General features: G+C 66.4%; 14 protein-coding genes. 3 read left to right on the plus strand and 11 right to left on the minus strand.

What is annotated here, in order from left to right; genetic code table 11:
* Positions 1–9: 9 nt before the first annotated feature.
* Genes pgaB through pgaD form a run of 3 tightly spaced genes read left to right on the plus strand, consistent with a single transcriptional unit; the run spans position 10 to position 3,642 of the window.
* Positions 10–1,905 carry a poly-beta-1,6-N-acetyl-D-glucosamine N-deacetylase PgaB gene (gene pgaB / locus C0R07_RS01110; RefSeq protein ID WP_070470145.1) on the plus strand — a complete coding sequence of 632 codons (1,896 nt, stop codon included), beginning with the start codon at positions 10–12 and terminating at the stop codon, positions 1,903–1,905.
* A gap of 7 nt (positions 1,906–1,912) precedes the next feature.
* Positions 1,913–3,160 (plus strand): poly-beta-1,6-N-acetyl-D-glucosamine synthase, encoded by a 1,248-nt coding sequence (gene pgaC, locus C0R07_RS01115; protein ID WP_046273191.1) that lies wholly within the window; start codon positions 1,913–1,915, stop codon positions 3,158–3,160.
* The gene (gene pgaD, locus C0R07_RS01120) at positions 3,157–3,642 is read left to right on the plus strand and encodes a poly-beta-1,6-N-acetyl-D-glucosamine biosynthesis protein PgaD (RefSeq protein WP_019182843.1); all 486 of its coding nucleotides are present in this window, start codon (positions 3,157–3,159) and stop codon (positions 3,640–3,642) included. The genes pgaC and pgaD overlap by 4 nt, the downstream gene beginning before the upstream one ends.
* Positions 3,643–3,738: 96 nt before the next feature.
* Here pgaD and C0R07_RS01125 read toward each other — a convergent pair whose 3' ends face one another.
* The 11 genes from C0R07_RS01125 to C0R07_RS01175 all read right to left on the minus strand — a co-directional run bounded on the left by C0R07_RS01125 (position 3,739) and on the right by C0R07_RS01175 (position 15,444).
* Positions 3,739–5,001 (minus strand): glutamate-5-semialdehyde dehydrogenase, encoded by a 1,263-nt coding sequence (locus C0R07_RS01125; protein WP_102788032.1) that lies wholly within the window; start codon positions 4,999–5,001, stop codon positions 3,739–3,741.
* 115 nt (positions 5,002–5,116) lie between these two features.
* A complete protein-coding gene (gene proB, locus C0R07_RS01130) occupies positions 5,117–6,265 on the minus strand; it encodes a glutamate 5-kinase (RefSeq protein ID WP_102788033.1) in 1,149 nt (382 codons plus the stop codon).
* Positions 6,266–6,278: 13 nt separating this feature from the next.
* Entirely contained in the window at positions 6,279–6,539 is a 261-nt protein-coding gene (locus C0R07_RS01135) for a YciI family protein (RefSeq protein ID WP_019182840.1), read from the minus strand.
* A 69-nt stretch (positions 6,540–6,608) separates the two neighbouring features.
* The gene (gene argH, locus C0R07_RS01140; protein ID WP_070470152.1) at positions 6,609–7,904 is read right to left on the minus strand and encodes an argininosuccinate lyase; all 1,296 of its coding nucleotides are present in this window, start codon (positions 7,902–7,904) and stop codon (positions 6,609–6,611) included.
* A gap of 74 nt (positions 7,905–7,978) precedes the next feature.
* The gene (gene argC / locus C0R07_RS01145; protein ID WP_019182838.1) at positions 7,979–8,932 is read right to left on the minus strand and encodes an N-acetyl-gamma-glutamyl-phosphate reductase; all 954 of its coding nucleotides are present in this window, start codon (positions 8,930–8,932) and stop codon (positions 7,979–7,981) included.
* Positions 8,929–9,528, minus strand: coding sequence for a GNAT family N-acetyltransferase (locus C0R07_RS01150; protein WP_019182837.1), 600 nt, complete (start codon positions 9,526–9,528; stop codon positions 8,929–8,931). The genes argC and C0R07_RS01150 overlap by 4 nt, the downstream gene beginning before the upstream one ends.
* A 5-nt stretch (positions 9,529–9,533) precedes the next feature.
* Complete coding sequence (locus C0R07_RS01155; RefSeq protein WP_070470155.1) at positions 9,534–10,859, minus strand: acetylglutamate kinase; 1,326 nt, start codon at positions 10,857–10,859, stop codon at positions 9,534–9,536.
* Positions 10,860–10,932: 73 nt separating this feature from the next.
* Positions 10,933–12,021 carry an acetylornithine deacetylase gene (locus C0R07_RS01160; protein ID WP_102788034.1) on the minus strand — a complete coding sequence of 363 codons (1,089 nt, stop codon included), beginning with the start codon at positions 12,019–12,021 and terminating at the stop codon, positions 10,933–10,935.
* Between the two features lie 154 nt (positions 12,022–12,175).
* Positions 12,176–13,369, minus strand: a complete 1,194-nt coding sequence (locus C0R07_RS01165; RefSeq protein ID WP_019182834.1) for an argininosuccinate synthase — start codon at positions 13,367–13,369, stop codon at positions 12,176–12,178.
* Between the two features lie 131 nt (positions 13,370–13,500).
* On the minus strand, positions 13,501–14,511 hold the full coding sequence (locus C0R07_RS01170; RefSeq protein ID WP_019182833.1) for an N-acetylornithine carbamoyltransferase: 1,011 nt from the start codon (positions 14,509–14,511) through the stop codon (positions 13,501–13,503).
* 360 nt (positions 14,512–14,871) lie between these two features.
* Complete coding sequence (locus C0R07_RS01175; RefSeq protein WP_070425542.1) at positions 14,872–15,444, minus strand: hypothetical protein; 573 nt, start codon at positions 15,442–15,444, stop codon at positions 14,872–14,874.
* Between the last annotated feature and the right edge of the window lie 245 nt (positions 15,445–15,689).

The raw sequence follows: 15,689 nt of genomic DNA on the forward strand, positions 1-15,689 counted from the left end.
ATGCGGCACATGGACTTGAAGCGTTGGACCCACTGGCTGTTGCTGGCCCTGCTCACCGTGGTGCTGCCGGCACAGGCACAGCAGCCGCCGGCCGCACTCGATGCCGCCGACAACGGCCTGCTGGTGCTCAGCTACCACGACATCCGTGACGAGGTGGCCGAGCGCGGCGACCCGGATGCGTATGCCGTCAGCACGCAGAACTTTGCTGCGCACCTGGACTGGTTGTCCGCGCATGGCTACCACCCGGTGTCGCTGTCGCAGTTGATCACTGCCTCGCAGGGTGGCACCCCGCTGCCGCCCAAGCCGGTGCTGCTGACCTTCGATGACGGGCTGCGCAGCGTGTACAGCAAGGTCTTCCCGTTGCTGCGCGCCTACAACTATCCGGCGCTGGTCGCCGTGATCACCGATTACGTGGACATGCCGGCCGGGCGCCAGATCGATTACGGCTACCGCCCGTTCACCCGCGATGATTTCCTGACCTGGGCGCAGCTGCGCGAGATGCAGAAGAGCGGGCTGATCGAACTGGCCAGCCACACCGACAATCTGCACCATGGCGTGCAGTCCAACCCGCAGGGCAACTCCACGCCGGCGGTGATCACGCGCATCTACGACCCGACCCGCAAAGCCTATGAAACCGCGGCCGAGTACGAAGCCCGCCTGCGCGCCGACCTGGGCCGCAGCGTGGAGCGCATCGAGCGCAATGTCGGGGTCACCCCGAAGGCGATCGTATGGCCGTACGCCGCCTACAACGCGTTGAGCAACGATATCGCCGAGCAGTTGGGCATGCCGGTGTCGTTCGACCTGGAAGGGCGCAGTACGCCGGTCAAAGCCGATCTGCATGGCCTGGCGCGCCTGCTGGTGACCAACAACCCGACCGTGGTGCAGTTGGCCTACGAACTGCGCCGGGATGTGGAACGCGATGGCATGCGTGCGCTGCAGATCGACCTGGATGCCGTCTACGATGCCGACCCGGTGCAACAGGGCAAGAACCTGGATGCGCTGATCGACCGGGTCAAGAAGATCGGCCCGACCCACGTGTTCCTGCAGGCCTTCGCCGATCCGGACGGCAATGGCTCGGCTGATGCGCTGTACTTCCCCAACCGGCATCTGCCGGTGCGTGCGGACCTGTTCAACCGCGTGGCGTGGCAGCTCAAGACCCGCGCCGGGGTGAAGGTGTTCGCGTGGCTGCCGGTGCTGGGTTACGAGCTCAAGGACCCGGCCATCCGCAAAGCCCTGGCCATCGAGAGCCCGGAAAGCGACGGCATCTTCCGGCTGGACTTCACCCGGCCGCAGGTCCGCAGGATCATCGATGACATCTACGAAGACCTGGCGATCAACTCGTACTTCGAGGGCCTGCTCTTCCACGATGACGCCTACCTGCGCGACACCGAGCTGACCCAGTTGCCGCCCGAAGGCGAGGATGGCGCACGTACACAGGCGCTGATCGACTTCACCCTGGAGCTGCGCAACGCCGCGCAACGCTGGCGGCCGAAACTGGGGACCGTGCGCAACCTGTATGCCCAGCCCGTTCTGGAACCGCAGAGCGCCAGCTGGTTCGCCCAGCGCCTGGACCTGTTCAACAAGGCCTACGACCACACCGCCCTGATGGCGATGCCGTGGATGGAAGGCAGCCGCAGCCCGGAACGCTGGCTGGACCGGCTGGTGGTGGCGGTGAAGCAGCACGATCCGCAGTTGTCGCAGACGATGTTCGAGCTGCAGACGCTGGACTGGCGCACCAGCAAGCCGATCCCCGGCGACCGCCTGCGCGCGCAGATCCGTCGTCTACAGGCGCAGGGCGTGCGTCATTTCGCCTGGTATCCGGATGATTTCATCGCCGGACGTCCCTCCACGTATGACGCCCGCGCGGCCATGTCGGCCCGCAGCTTCCCGTACGAGGAAAAGTGAGGTCGCCATGCATCCTCTTCTCTACGCGCTGTTCCAGTTCGCCTTCTTCTACCCGATGGTGATGGCGTTCTTCTGGATGTCCGGCGGCCTGTATTACTTCTTCCGGCGCGAGCGAAAGGCCCGTGACCGTGATGACCCGCCGCCGATGGATGTCTATCCGTTCGCCTCGATCCTGATCCCCTGCCACAACGAAGCGGAGAATCTGGACGACACGCTGGGCTCGGCGCTCAAGCAGAATTACCCGGATTTCGAAGTCATCGCCATCAACGATGGCAGCAGCGACGATACCGGCGCGCGGCTGGATGCCCTGGCCGCCCTGCACCCGCGGCTGCGGGTGGTGCACCTGGACCGCAACCTGGGCAAGGCCAATGCGCTGCGCATGGGCGCGCTGGCGGCACGTTCGGAGTTCCTGGTATGCATCGATGGCGATGCGATGCTGGAGGAGTACGCCACGCACTGGATGGTGTGGCACCTGACCTCGGGCCCGCGCGTGGGCGCGGTCACCGGCAACCCGCGCATCCGCAACCGCTCCACCCTGCTTGGCCGGCTGCAGGTGGCCGAGTTCTCCTCGATCATCGGCATGATCAAGCGGGCGCAGCGGGTGTACGGGCGCATCTTCACCATCTCCGGGGTGATCGCCGCGTTCCGTCGCACGGCCCTTCACCGGATCGGTTACTGGTCCGATGACATGGTGACCGAGGACATCGACATCAGCTGGCGCCTGCAGCTGGACCATTGGGACATCCGTTACGAGCCCAATGCGCTGTGTTTCATCCTGATGCCGGAAACGCTGAAAGGGCTGTGGCGGCAGCGCCTGCGCTGGGCCCAGGGCGGCGTGGAAGTGCTGCTGCGCCATGGCGGCTCGCTGTTCCACTGGCGCAAGCGCCGCATGTGGGGCGTGCTGCTGGAGTACATCCTCAGCGTGCTGTGGGCCTACACGATGCTGGCGATCATCGTGTTGTGGGCGGTGGGCAAGTTCATGGTGCTGCCGCCGGAGCTGTACATCGCCACGCTGCTGCCGCAGTGGCATGGCGTGATCCTGGCCCTGGTCTGCCTGATGCAGTTCGCCAGCAGCCTGATCATCGACCGCCGTTACGAAACGCATATTGGACGTAACTACTTCTGGGTGATCTGGTACCCGATGGCGTACTGGCTCATCAGTCTGTTCACGACCCTGGTGGCGTTCCCCAAGACGTTGTTCAAACGTCGTGGCAAGCGCGCGGTCTGGGTCAGTCCTGACCGGGGTATCCGATGAACACCGTCAAATCCACCCGCCGCTTCGATTCGCGGCTGATCCAGAAACCGCGCCAGCAACCGCGCCTGCAGCGCACCGCCTGGGGTTTTGTGACCATCGCCTTCTGGGCGTTCTACTTCTACCTGTGGGCACCGCTGGTAACGCTGATCTCGTGGCTGCTCGGCGGGCGGATGGCGTGGGCGCAGCTGTACGAACAGAAGCAGACGGTCGATCCGTTCGTGGTGATCGCGCTGCCGGTGATGCTGGTGTGCTGCGCGGCGCTGCTGATCGCCTGGGCCGAGTACAACCGCATGCGGTTCACCGGCAAGGAGCGCCGGCTGCCGCATGACGATGTGACCCGCGAGGAGATGGCGCACGACCTCGGCGCGAGCGTGGCCGTGGCCGCGTCGCTGGCCGATGGCAAGTCGGTGACGCTGCACATGGACGAGCACGCGCGGCCGGTACGGGTCACCGCGGGGGCATTGGCGGTCGCATACCGGTAATCGCGCGGGTGTTGGCAGACCGGTAGTGCCGGCCGCTGGCCGGCGCCACGGATTGCCAGGATGCGAAGGAGCCGGCCAGCGGCCGGCTCTACCGGGTCACGCGCGCGTCTGGCCTTCGCCGCGGACGACGAAGCGTTCGACGGTGAGCGCCTCCAGCCCCATCGGGCCATAGGCGTGCAGGCGGGTGGTGGAGATGCCGATCTCCGCACCCAGGCCCAGCTCGCCCCCGTCGGAGAAGCGCGAAGAGGCGTTGACCATCACCACCGCCGAGCGCAGCGCATGCACGAAGTGCTCGGCTGCCGCGGCGTCTTCCGTGGCAATCACTTCGGTATGGTCCGAGCTGTACTGCTGGATATGCATCAGTGCCTGTTCGAGGTCATCGACCACGCGCACGGCGATGATCAGATCCAGATACTCGGCGGCGTAATCCTCCTCGCTGGCCGGCTCGGCATCGGGCAGCCACTGCCGCGCCACCGCGTCGGCGCGCACCCGCACGCCGCGCTCGGCCAGTGCATGCGCGGCCAACGGCAGGAAGCTCGGCGCGAGGTCGGCATGGACCAGAAGCGTCTCCAGCGAGTTGCAGGCCGAGGGTCGGCTGCATTTGCCATCCACCAGCAGGCGCAGCGCAAGCGCGGGGTCGGCGGCGCGGTCCACGTACAGATGGCAGACACCCTTGTAGTGCTTGATCACCGGCACACGGGCATGCTCGGCCACGAAGCGGATCAACCCTTCCCCACCACGCGGAATCGCCAGATCGATCACATCGTTGAGCTGCAGCAGGGCAAGCATGGTCTCGCGGCGCAGATCCTCCACCAGGGTCAATGCGGCATCGGCGACGCCCGCCTCGCGCAGCGCGCGCTTGAGCGAGGCGGCAATGGCAGTGTTGGAGTAGATCGCCTCCGAGCCACCGCGCAGGATCACGCCGTTGCCGGCCTTGATGCACAGCGCGGCAGCGTCGGCGGTCACGTTCGGGCGCGCTTCGTAGATCATCGCGATGACGCCCAGCGGCACGCGCACTTTCTGCACCCGGATGCCATTGGGACGCACGTCATCGCGGGTCACCTGCCCGACCGGATCGGGCAACGCAGCGACCTCGCGCAGCGCGGCGGCGATACCGGCCAGACGCTGCGGGTTCAGTGCCAGGCGGTCCAGCATCGCGGTGCCGATGCCCTTTTCCGTCGCCGCCGCAAGATCGCGGGCGTTGGCCGCGAGAATCGCATCGGTATCGGCTTCCAGCGCGGCGGCCATCGCGTCGAGCAGATCGGCCTTGGCCGACGCAGGCAACTGCGCCAGCTGCCGGGCAGCGTCCCGGCAGGCCAGCGCCTGGCTGCGGATGTCGGTGGTGGAGCTGGCGACCATCTCAATATCCTCGGAAAAAACGGTAGGGCCACGCCATGCGTGGCCGAGGGATGTCGAACGGACCCAGGTTGCGCAGCCACGCATGGCGTGGCTCTACCGTGGATGTTCTTACGCTTTACAGCAACACCAGATCGTCGCGGTGGATGACGTTGCCACCGTAGTTGTAGCCCAGCACGCTCTCGATGTCGCGCGAGTGGCGCCCGGCGACGCGGCGGATGTCGCTGGCCGAATACTGGCTGACGCCGCGGGCCAGGCAGACCTCGCCGGACTCGCTGCGTTGCCGGATCTCGACCATGTCGCCGCGGCGGAAGTCGCCCTCGGCGCCCAGCACCCCGCCAGGCAACAGCGAGGCACCCTTGCCACGCAGGGCATCGGCTGCGCCGGCATCGACCAGGATCGCGCCCGGCTCCAGCGGCGCGTGCCGCAGCCAGTACTTGCGCGCGGCCACCCGGGTCTGCGCGGCATGGATGCGGGTGCCGAACAACCGCCCCTGGCTGAGCGCACGCACCACCTCGGCACTGCGCCCGTTGAACAGGCAGGTCTCGATGCCCACCCGCCCGGCCTTGGCCGCGGCTTCCAGCTTGGTATGCATGCCACCGGTACCGGCGCCACTGCCGGCGCCGCCGGCCATCGCCAGGACCTCCACGGTCAACTCGGGCACGTCATGGATCGGCCGTGCCTGCGGATCGCGACGCGGGTCGGCGCTGTACAGGCCGTCGATATCGGTGGCGATGAACAGCACATCGGCGTCGATCAACGCGGCTACGGTCGCAGCGAGGTTGTCGTTGTCGCCGAGCTTGAGCTCATCCACCGAGACGGTGTCGTTCTCGTTGACCACCGGCAGCGCGCCCAACCGCAACAGCTCGTTGAGCGTGGCGCGGGCGTTGAGGTAACGGCGGCGGTTGCGCAGGTCATCATGGGTCAGCAGCACCTGCGCCACCGGGCGCTCGAAAAAGCGCTGCCAGAGCCCGATCAGCTGTGCCTGGCCCAGCGCGGCGAGCGCCTGCCGCGCCGCCATCGCCGCGCCGGCTTCCAGCGCGCGCGGCACGATCGCCCTTCCGGCCGCAACCGCGCCGGAGGATACGATCACCACCTCGCGCCCAGCCAACACGTTGGCCGAGACGAACTGGGCCAGGCCCAGCGCGTGGCGTGGCGAGAGGCCGCCGCCGTCAGCGGCCAGCAGGCTGCTGCCCACTTTGAGTACGGCGCGTTTCCACTGCGGGACGGCTTGTTCGGTAAACGGCGAAGGCACGGGCTGGTTCATGTGGTCGGCGCGCTCAGCGCGTGCTCCATTCGTGGATACGGGCGGTGGCGCTGCCGTGCACCAGCAGCGGATCGCTGTCGACCAGCGCCTGCGCAGCGGTCAGGTCAGCGATGTCCTGCAGCACGTAAGCGCCGCCGCTCTTGTCGGTGAAGCCACCGGTCAGCAGCAGCTGCCCGCGGGCACGCACCTCATCGAGAAAACGCGCGTGTTCGGCACCGACCTCATCGCGGAAGTCCGGCGTACGGGTGACCATCACCAGGTAACAGGTTTTCATAGAGATCCTTTCCCGGGCAGCACCCGGCAAGACGTTACAAAAACGGCGACCTTGCGGCCGCCGTCGTGATCACACCAGTGCCGCCCAGCGGGCGCGCAGTTCATCCAGCCGCAGGTCGGCCGCCGCGCCGGGCGATACGCGCGCGGCCAGGCTGCCTTCGGGGGTTCGCCCCTGCCCTGCCGTGTCCGCCGCCGCGGCGGCAGCCTTGTAGGCCTCGCGGAACGGCACACCGGCCACGGCTGCCTCCACCGCGACATCGGTGGCGTACATGCCCGAGTCGATCGCCGCGCACAGTTTGTCGTCGCGCCATTCCAGGTTGGCCAGCAGCGCCGGCAGCAGTTCCAGCGCGGCCAGGCCGCGGCCGAAGCCGTGGAAGATCGCGCCCTTGCTGCTCTGCAGATCGCGGTGGTAGCCCGAGGGCAGCGACAGCAGCTGCTCGATCTCGGTGCGGGCCGCGGCCACGCTGGCATGGGTGGCGCGCATCAGTTCGATCACGTCCGGGTTGCGCTTGTTCGGCATGATCGAGCTGCCGGTGGTGTACTGCGCCGGCAACGCCACGAAGCCGAACTCGCCGCTGGTGAACAGCGACAGGTCCCATGCGATGCGGCGCAGGTCCAGGGTGGCGCCGCCGAGTGCTTCCAGCGCCGCCAGTTCGAACTTGCCGCGAGAAAGCTGCGCGTAGATCGGCGAGATCTGCATGCGCGCAAAGCCAAGCGCTTCAGTGGTATGCGCGCGGTCCAGCGGCAGATTCACGCCGTAGCCGGCGGCCGTGCCGAGCGGATTGGCATCGACCAGGTTGAACGTGTCGTGCGCGCGGATCGCGTTGTCGATGAAGGCCTCGGCCCAGCCGGCCCACCACATGCCCGCCGAGGACACCACGGCGCGCTGGATGTGGGTGTAGCCGGGCACGGGCAGGTCTTTCTCGGCCTCGGCGCGATCCAGCGAGACCTTGGCGATCTCGCGGCTCAGTTCGGCCACGCGCAGCAGCTTGTCCTTCAGCCACAGCCGGGTGGCGACCAGGATCTGGTCGTTGCGGCTGCGGCCGGTGTGGATCTTGCGGCCGGCATCGCCGAGGCGCTCGGTCAGGCGCGCTTCGATCGCCGAGTGGCAATCCTCGAAGCGCTCATCCAGCACGAACGCGCCACTGCGGAAATCCTCGGCCAGCACGTCCAGCTCGCGCTGCAGGCCGATGCGCTCGTCATTGCCGAGGATGCCGATGTTCTCCAGGCCCTGCGCGTGCGCCTTGCTGGCCGCCACGTCGTAGAGGAAGAACTCGCGGTCCAGGATCACATCATCGCCGGCCAGGAAGGTCTGGATCTTGGCGTCTACCGCCACGCCGGGCTTCTGCCACAGAAGGTCTGCCATGTCTTGCTCCATAGGCGGAGTCGCTCCGCCGGGTTGTCAGGGCGCGCGCAGGGGGCCGCGCAGCGCCGTGGGAATCAGTGCGGGATCGAGGCCAGTTCGTCCAGACCCAGCGCCAGGTTGAGGTTCTGCATGGCCTGGGTGGCCGCGCCCTTGAGCAGGTTGTCCAGGGTCGCCACCACCACCACGCGCTTGCCGCCCGGGGCCACGTCGAAGCCGCCGATCTGCACGCCATGCCGGCCGGCGATCTGGCTGACCCACGGCGCTTCGTCGAGCACCTCGATCAGCGCCTCATCGGCGTAATACTTCTGGTAGAGCGCGATCACATCCTCGCGCTTGACTACCGTGTTGAGCCACAGGTTCACCGTCATGGTGATGCCACGGAAATGCGGCGCCACGTGCGGCATGAACTCGACCGGCACGCGCAGGTGCGCAGTGACTTCGCGCTCGTGCACATGGTTGGTCAGCGCATACGGCATGAGGTTGTCACGCAGCAGTTCCGGATTGTTCTTGTCCGAGGGCGTGGTGCCCGCGCCGGAGTAGCCGGACACACCAAAACACTGCGGCGGGCCGGCCAGCTGCTGCAGCAGCGGGCTGATCGCCAGCTGCATCGCGGTGGCGTAGCAGCCCGGATTGCTGATGTGCTTCTGGCCCAGGTAGTCGCCCCGGGTCAGCTCCGGCAGGCCGTAATACCAGCTCGGCTCGAAGCGGTGATCGGCCGACAGATCGACGATCACCGTGTCCGGCCTGGCCGCATCCAGCGCGGCGACGAACGGTGCGGCCAGGCCATTGGGCAGCGCCAGGATCACCGCGTCCATGCCCTTTGCAGCGACGGCATCTGCATCCAGGTTTTCGAACTGCAGCTCACCCTGCCAGTCGCCGTGGTGATCGCTCACGCGCTGGCCGGCCAGCTCGCGCGAGGAGACGAAGCCCAGCTGCAGGCTCGGGTGGGCGGCGATCAGCTTGATCAGCTCGGCGCCGGTGTGGCCACGTGCGCCGACGATGCCGACGGTGAAGATCTTGGTACTCATGCGTGTGCGTCCAGGCGGTGCTGCAGGTGGCGTTTCACCCCCTGCCATTCCGCATCGATGATGGAGAAGATGACGGTGTCGCGCGGGGTGCCGTCCGGGTGGCGCTTGTGGTTGCGCAGCACGCCGTCCTGCTTGGCGCCCAGCCGCGCGATCGCGGTGCGCGAGGTGACGTTGAACCAGCTGGTCTCGAACACCACGCTCAGGCATTCCAGCCGCTCGAAGGCATGGGTGAGCAGCATCAGTTTGGTTTCGGTGTTGATGCCGGTGCGCTGGGCGGCTTCGCCATACCAGGTGTAGCCGATGCTCAGGCGCGGCACCTCGGCGTCCAGATCGTAGTAGCGGGTGGTGCCGACCACTTCATCGGCATCGTTGAGGACCACGAACGGCAACACCTTGCCCTCGGCCTGCGCCTGCAGCGCGGCCTGGACATAGGCGGTCATGGTCTTCGCACTCGGCACCTGGGTGTACCAGAGCTTGGACAAGGTGCCATCCCCCAGTGCGCCGCGCAGGCCATCGATATGCGCCATCTGCAGCGGCTCCAGCCGGGCATGGGTGCCGGCCAGCGTGGGGACCTTGGTCCAATCGGCAAGATTCATCGGGTTCAGCCCTCCAGGCTGGGGGTGCGTGCGGCGCAATGCTCGACGTACGCTTTGATGCGGTCGAAGCCATCGGCGCCGAACCAGAACACCTTCCAGTGGCCCTGCTTGTAGCAGCCATCGGATTCGGCGTAATAGAAGTGATTGATCGGGTTGCCGTTGCGCGAGCGCCAGAACAGCTGCGGGGTTTCGTCCAGCATGACATTCCAGACCGCGCGGCCAAGGCCTTCGCCCTGCGCGTCATCCAGCACGGCGAACTTGTCCAGGTAGACCCCTTCCGCTTCATCGGTGAGGATCACCGCGGTGCGGTAGTTCTCGCTGACGTAGGCACGCAGCAGCTTGGTCTTCTGGAAATAATCCGCCACCAGGGTGCGGCCGAAGCTGGATTCGATCAGCTGCTTGAGGCGCGGCAGATCGAGTTCGTCCCAGCGGGTGGCGCGCAGCACTTTCTCGCCCTTGCGCACCAGCGTGCCCGAGCCCTTGTGGGTGAACAGTTCCTTGGCCAGGTCCGCCGGGCGGGTGATGGAGACCGAGGATTCCAGCGGCAGCCGATCCAGCAGGTCCTTGATCTGTTCGATCTTGACCCGCATGCCGCCATGGATCCACGGCTGCTGCATCAGCTGGTCGTACTCGGTGGAGAGGTTGATCGAGTCGATCACCTTGCCCTCTTCATCCAGCAGGCCGCCGGTGCCGGTGAGGAAGATGATCTTGTACGGCTGCAGTTCCTGCACCAGCTCGTTGGCGGCGAAATCAGCGTTGACGTTGAGGATCTGCCCGCAGCGGGTCTCGCCCAGGCTGGTGATCACCGGGATCGAGCCGGCGCGCAGGCTGGCCTCGATCGGGGCCAGGTTGACCTTCTTGACCTCACCGACCAGGCCGTAGGTGTCCTGGTCCAGGTACTCGGCTTCGAACACGCCCCCGGTGATCGAAGTCGCGCGCGCGCCATTCTGCTGCAGCGCTTCAACCAGCTGCAGGTTGGAGGCCTGGAACACCCGGCGCACGATCGCCAGGCCTTCGGCCGAGGTCACGCGCAGGCCGTTCACGGTCTGCTTCTCGATGCCGGCCGCCGAGAGCTCGGCGTCCAGCTGCGGGCCGGCACCATGCAGCACGATCGGGGTCAGGCCGACTTCCTGCAGGAACGACAGCGAGGAGGTCAGCGCGTCCAGGTCATCGCGCAGCACCGCGCCGCCGACCTTGACCACGGCGAAGCGTTTGGCGTCCAGCTGCGAGAAACGCTTGAGGTACTGGCTGATCTCCTTCGCGCTGGCCATGCTCGAGAGCAGGCGCACGATGGTCTGACGGGTCTGGCGGTGGGGCTGGGAAGAAGGCATTTCGATATCGTCGCAGGCGGCCGCAGCCGCGATGGGAGTTCCGTCAGTGGGGGACCACGACGGCGTCATTCGATCAGGCGCCGTGCGCGATGATGCGGTGCACGGACTCGGTGTAACGCTGCAGCTGCTCCAGCGTCACGAACTCATCGGCGGTGTGGGCCTGGGCGATGTCGCCCGGGCCGTACACCAGCGTGGTGTAACCGCCGGCCGAAAACAGCGAGGCCTCGGTCCAGAAATCCACCGCGTTGCCGATCGGGATATCCAAGGCATCGGCCACGTCACGCGCGGCCAGACGGCGGTTTTCTGCTTCGGCAATATCGCCGGCCGGGAAGCTGGGCCCGCGGAAGGTCTCGGTGAACACCGCGGCCTCCGGTTCGGCAAAACCGGCAAAGGTGGCCAGCAGCGCATCGATATCCATCGACGGCAGCGGGCGGAAGCCGAAACGCACTTCGGCCGCGGGTGCGATCATGTTGGCCTTGATGCCGCCTTCCACGCGCCCGATGTTGAAGCGCAGGCCGGTCAGCCCGCCAAAGCGCGCGTGCGACAGCGACTCGACATGGTCCAGCGCGCGGTTGCCCCAGCGCATCGCCTGGTGCAATGCGCTGGCGGCCGCATCCTGCTTGCCCGAGGCATGCCCGGCCCGGCCGGTGAACTGCATCAGCACCGAACTGATGCCACGGTGCGCGAGCACCGCTTCGCTCATCGTGGGCTCGGCGACCAGCACCGCTTCGTACGGAATGCCCCGGGCGAGGAAGGCGGCGATGCAACGCGGGTCGTTGGCCTCCTCGTCGCTGGAGAACAGGAACGCGGCATCGCCATCGCTGGCGTTGGCCGCGGCCACCAGGGCCGCCGCAGCGCCCTTGATGTCGCACACGCCCAGCCCGATCACGCGATCGTCCGCTCGCCGCATCACGTGCGGGTCGGCCGTCCAATGCGGCGAGTCCGGCACGGTATCCAGGTGCACATTGAACAGATATTTCGGCGTGCCACGCACCGCATACAGGCTGACCGCACCGTCGCCATGGTCGAGCACCTCCACGTGGAACCCGGGCAGGTTCGCGCGCAGGTAATCGAAGATGCCGCCAGTGGTGATCGCACGCGGCGGGTTGCGCGTGTCGAAGGACACGAGCTGCTGCAGGTGATCGAGTGTCTGTTCAAGCATGTGTCTGAGTATCCGTAGGGTTCAACATCGGTAGTGCCAGCCGCTGGCCGGCTCTGCAATGATCCAGCCGTGCCACGCGCCGGCCAGCGGCCCGCACTACCATCCATCGCCGTTGCGAGGCGCCGGCCAGGGGCCGGCACCCCGGTGCATCGCCTTAGCGGTTCACCTGCGCGTACAGGGTGGAGCTCATGCCGAACAGCTTGATGAAGCCTTCCGCCTCTTCCACGCCCCAGTCGGCCGACTGTGCATACGTGGCGCCCTTGGTGTTGAGCAGGTGCGGCGACTTCACCGCAACGGCGTCCACACGGCCACCACGGGTTTCCAGCACCACTTCGCCGTTGACCTTGGCCTGGGAGGACTTCAGGAAGGCCTCGATATCGGTCTTGAGCGGGTCGTGGTAGAAGCCTTCGTACACCAGCTCCACCCACTTGCGCGCCACGTCCGGCTTGAAGCGGTTCTGCTGCTTGGTCAGCACCGCATCTTCCAGCGCGCGGTGCGCGGCCAGCAGCGAAACCAGGCCCGGCGCTTCGAACACGATGCGGCCCTTCAGGCCGATCACGGTGTCGCCGGTGTACACGCCACGGCCCACGCCGTACGGGGCGAACAGCTTGTTGAGCTTGGCCAGGATCTGCTCACCCGGCAGCGCCTTGCCGTCCAGCTCGACCGCTTCGCCTTCGACGAACTTCAGGGTGACCGTCAGGGCCTGTTCCGGCCATTCGCTGCGCGGTGCGCACCAGCCGCGGGCACCCTCGCCCGGGGCTTCCCAACGGTCGATCTCGCCGCCGGACATGGTCAGGCCGAGCAGGTTCTCGTTGATGGTGTAGGCCTGCTGCTTGGCCCGCACGCCGAAACCGCGCTCTTCCAGGTACTTCTGCTCGTAGGCGCGGGTCTGGGTGTGTTCTTTCTGGATCTCGCGGATCGGCGCGACGATCTGGTAGTCGCCCAGTGCCTTCACGGCCAGGTCGAAGCGGACCTGGTCGTTGCCCATGCCGGTGCAGCCGTGGGCGATGATGTTGGTGCCCAGTTCGGCGGCGCGCTTGAGCGCGGCGTCCACGATCAGGTAACGATCCGAGACCAGCAGCGGGTACTGGCCCTGGTAGCCCTCACCGGCCCACACGAACGGCTTGACGAAACCGCTCCAGATGGCCGGACCACCGTCGACGGTGACGTGGCTGGTGACGCCCAGTTCGGCGGCACGCTTTTCGATGAAATCGCGCTCTTCGTCATCCACGCCGCCGGTATCGGCGAACACGGTGTGCACGTTGTAGCCGCGCTCCTGCAGGTAGGGCACGCAGAAGCTGGTGTCGAGTCCGCCGGAGAAGGCCAGGACGATGTCTTTCTTGCTCATGGGGGTCAGGTCCAAGTGGGAATGCAATGTGGAATGCGTTTTTCGAGGCGGTAGAGCCACGCCATGCGTGGCTGCTATTCGTTGGGCGCCGCGAAGCCACGCATGGCGTGGCTCTACGGCCGCCGTGCTGCTTATCGTCCTGCCAGCGCCGACATGATCGCCTTCTGCACATGCAGGCGGTTCTCGGCTTCGTTGATCGCGATGCACTGCGCCGAATCCATCACGCCGTCGGTCGCCTTCACGTTGCGACGCAGCGGCAGGCAGTGGCTGAAGACGCCGTTGTTGGTCAGCGCCATCTTGGCTTCGTCCACGATGAAGTGCTTGTACTGGTCGCGGATCGGCTTCTCCGGCTCCCAGTTGCCGAAGAACGGCAGCGCGCCCCAGCTCTTGGCGTAGACGACATCGGCGCCGGCGTAGGCGCTGGCGATGTCATGGCTCACCTGCAGCGAACCACCGCTCTCGGCCACGTTCTGCTCGGCCCAGCCCATGTAGCGCTCATCCAGGATGTAATCCGGGGTCGGGCACAGCAGGGTCACGTCCATGCCCATGCGGGTGGCGATGGTCAGCGCCGAGTTGGCCACGGCGGTGTTCAGCGGCTTGGGGTGGTAGGTCCAGGTCAGCACGTACTTCTTGCCGCGCAGGTCCTGGGTGCCGAAGTGTTCCTGCAGCGCCATCACATGGGCCAGTTCCTGGCACGGGTGGGTGATGGTTTCCATGTTGATCACCGGCACCGGCGAGTACTTGGCGAAGCTCTTGAGCACTTCGTCTTCGCGGTCCTTGGTCCAGTCGATGAACTTCGGGAACGCGCGCACGCCGATCAGGTCGACGTAGCGGCCCAGCACCCTGGCCACTTCGGCGATGTGCTCTTCGGTATCCCCGTCCATCACCGTGCCCAGGTTGAACTCGATCGGCCAGGCATCCTTGCCCGGCTGCAGCACGATCGCGTGGCCGCCCAGCTGGAACGCGCCCAGCTCGAAGCTGGTGCGGGTCCGCATGGAGGGGTTGAAGAACACCAGGGCAATCGACTTGCCCTTGAGCTCGTCGCCCAGCTTGTTGCGCTTGAACAGCGCGGCCTGGGTCAGCAGGGCATCCAGGTCGGTGCGGCTCCAGTCCTGGGTGTTCAGGAAGTGCTTCAGGGACATCGATCGATCCTTTGCGGCTGGTTTTCCACCGTTTCCGGCGGAGGTTGGGGGCGCCGGGGCGCGGTCAGGGCTCAACAAAACACATACAGATGAAACTTTTCAGATCGCAGAAACGAAAAAACCCAGCGCGGGGGCTGGGTTTTCCGAACAGACAGCACGAAGCTCCGGTTACCCAGCGAAAATGTGGGGTTCCGGTCGGCGGGCACGCGACGTCATGCCCGTAGCCATACGGGCGGCGCTGGTGTCGTGCTGGAAGTCGGTGAGTTTCATGGCCGCCCATCTTTGCATGCACCCGGGGTGGGTGCAAGGCCTGAATGGAAATTCAGTTTGAAGGTGTCGCCGATGGGGCGACGGAAGGGGTCACGGATTGGCGCCGCCGGCCTGTTCATTGCCGACCCAGGGGGTGATCGAGACCCGGATCTTGAGCCGGTTGCCCGGGTCTTCGGGCAGGCGCGAGCGGTACTTGGTGCCCTTGTAGACGTAGTCCACGTCGTAGGCGATCGGGCGGCGGAACTCACGGCCCACCGGAATGATCTTGCAGTCCCGGGTCAGCAGTGGACCGGTATTGGCCGGCGCGGCCTCCACCACGACGGTTTCCGAATAGCCACTCTCATCGGTGCTGCCATCTTCGCGGCGGAAGATCGAGCGCACCGAATCCATGAAACGTCCGAAACGACCCTTGTCTTCCTGCGGCTCTTCGCCGGTGACGTTGACCGGAGCCAGCGTGCGGGTGGAGACCGGCTCGCAGTGCTCCTCGGTACGCGTGGCGCGCAGGGTCTGGAAGACCGGCTCCACGTTGAGCACCTGGGCGTAGTCGAACTTGACGTTCTCCACGATCACCACCCGGTTGCGCACCTCACCGTCCTGGGCGCACGCCCCGAAGGCGGCACTTCCGAGCAGGCAGACCAGCGTCAACAACGAAGCGGATTTCATTGGCAACAAGGAAAAGGACAAGGGGGATAGTTTAGGCAGTGCCAGGCACAAGGGGCTGAACATTACCCTTCCGTGACGCGTATGCCCATAGGTCGGGCCCCAGCCGCGGCCCCGGGGCCGCCTCCACGGGGCCGATCGGCTGAAGCCTTCAGCCGGCGGCCGTGGTGACGCGAACGCCTGCATGCCCTGCCCCGCATCCCCCCAAAGGCCCCGACACGTTCTAAAATCGACCGCTTACCCCCGCT

This window comes from Stenotrophomonas bentonitica (assembly GCF_002887735.1).
Classification (GTDB): domain Bacteria; phylum Pseudomonadota; class Gammaproteobacteria; order Xanthomonadales; family Xanthomonadaceae; genus Stenotrophomonas; species Stenotrophomonas bentonitica_A.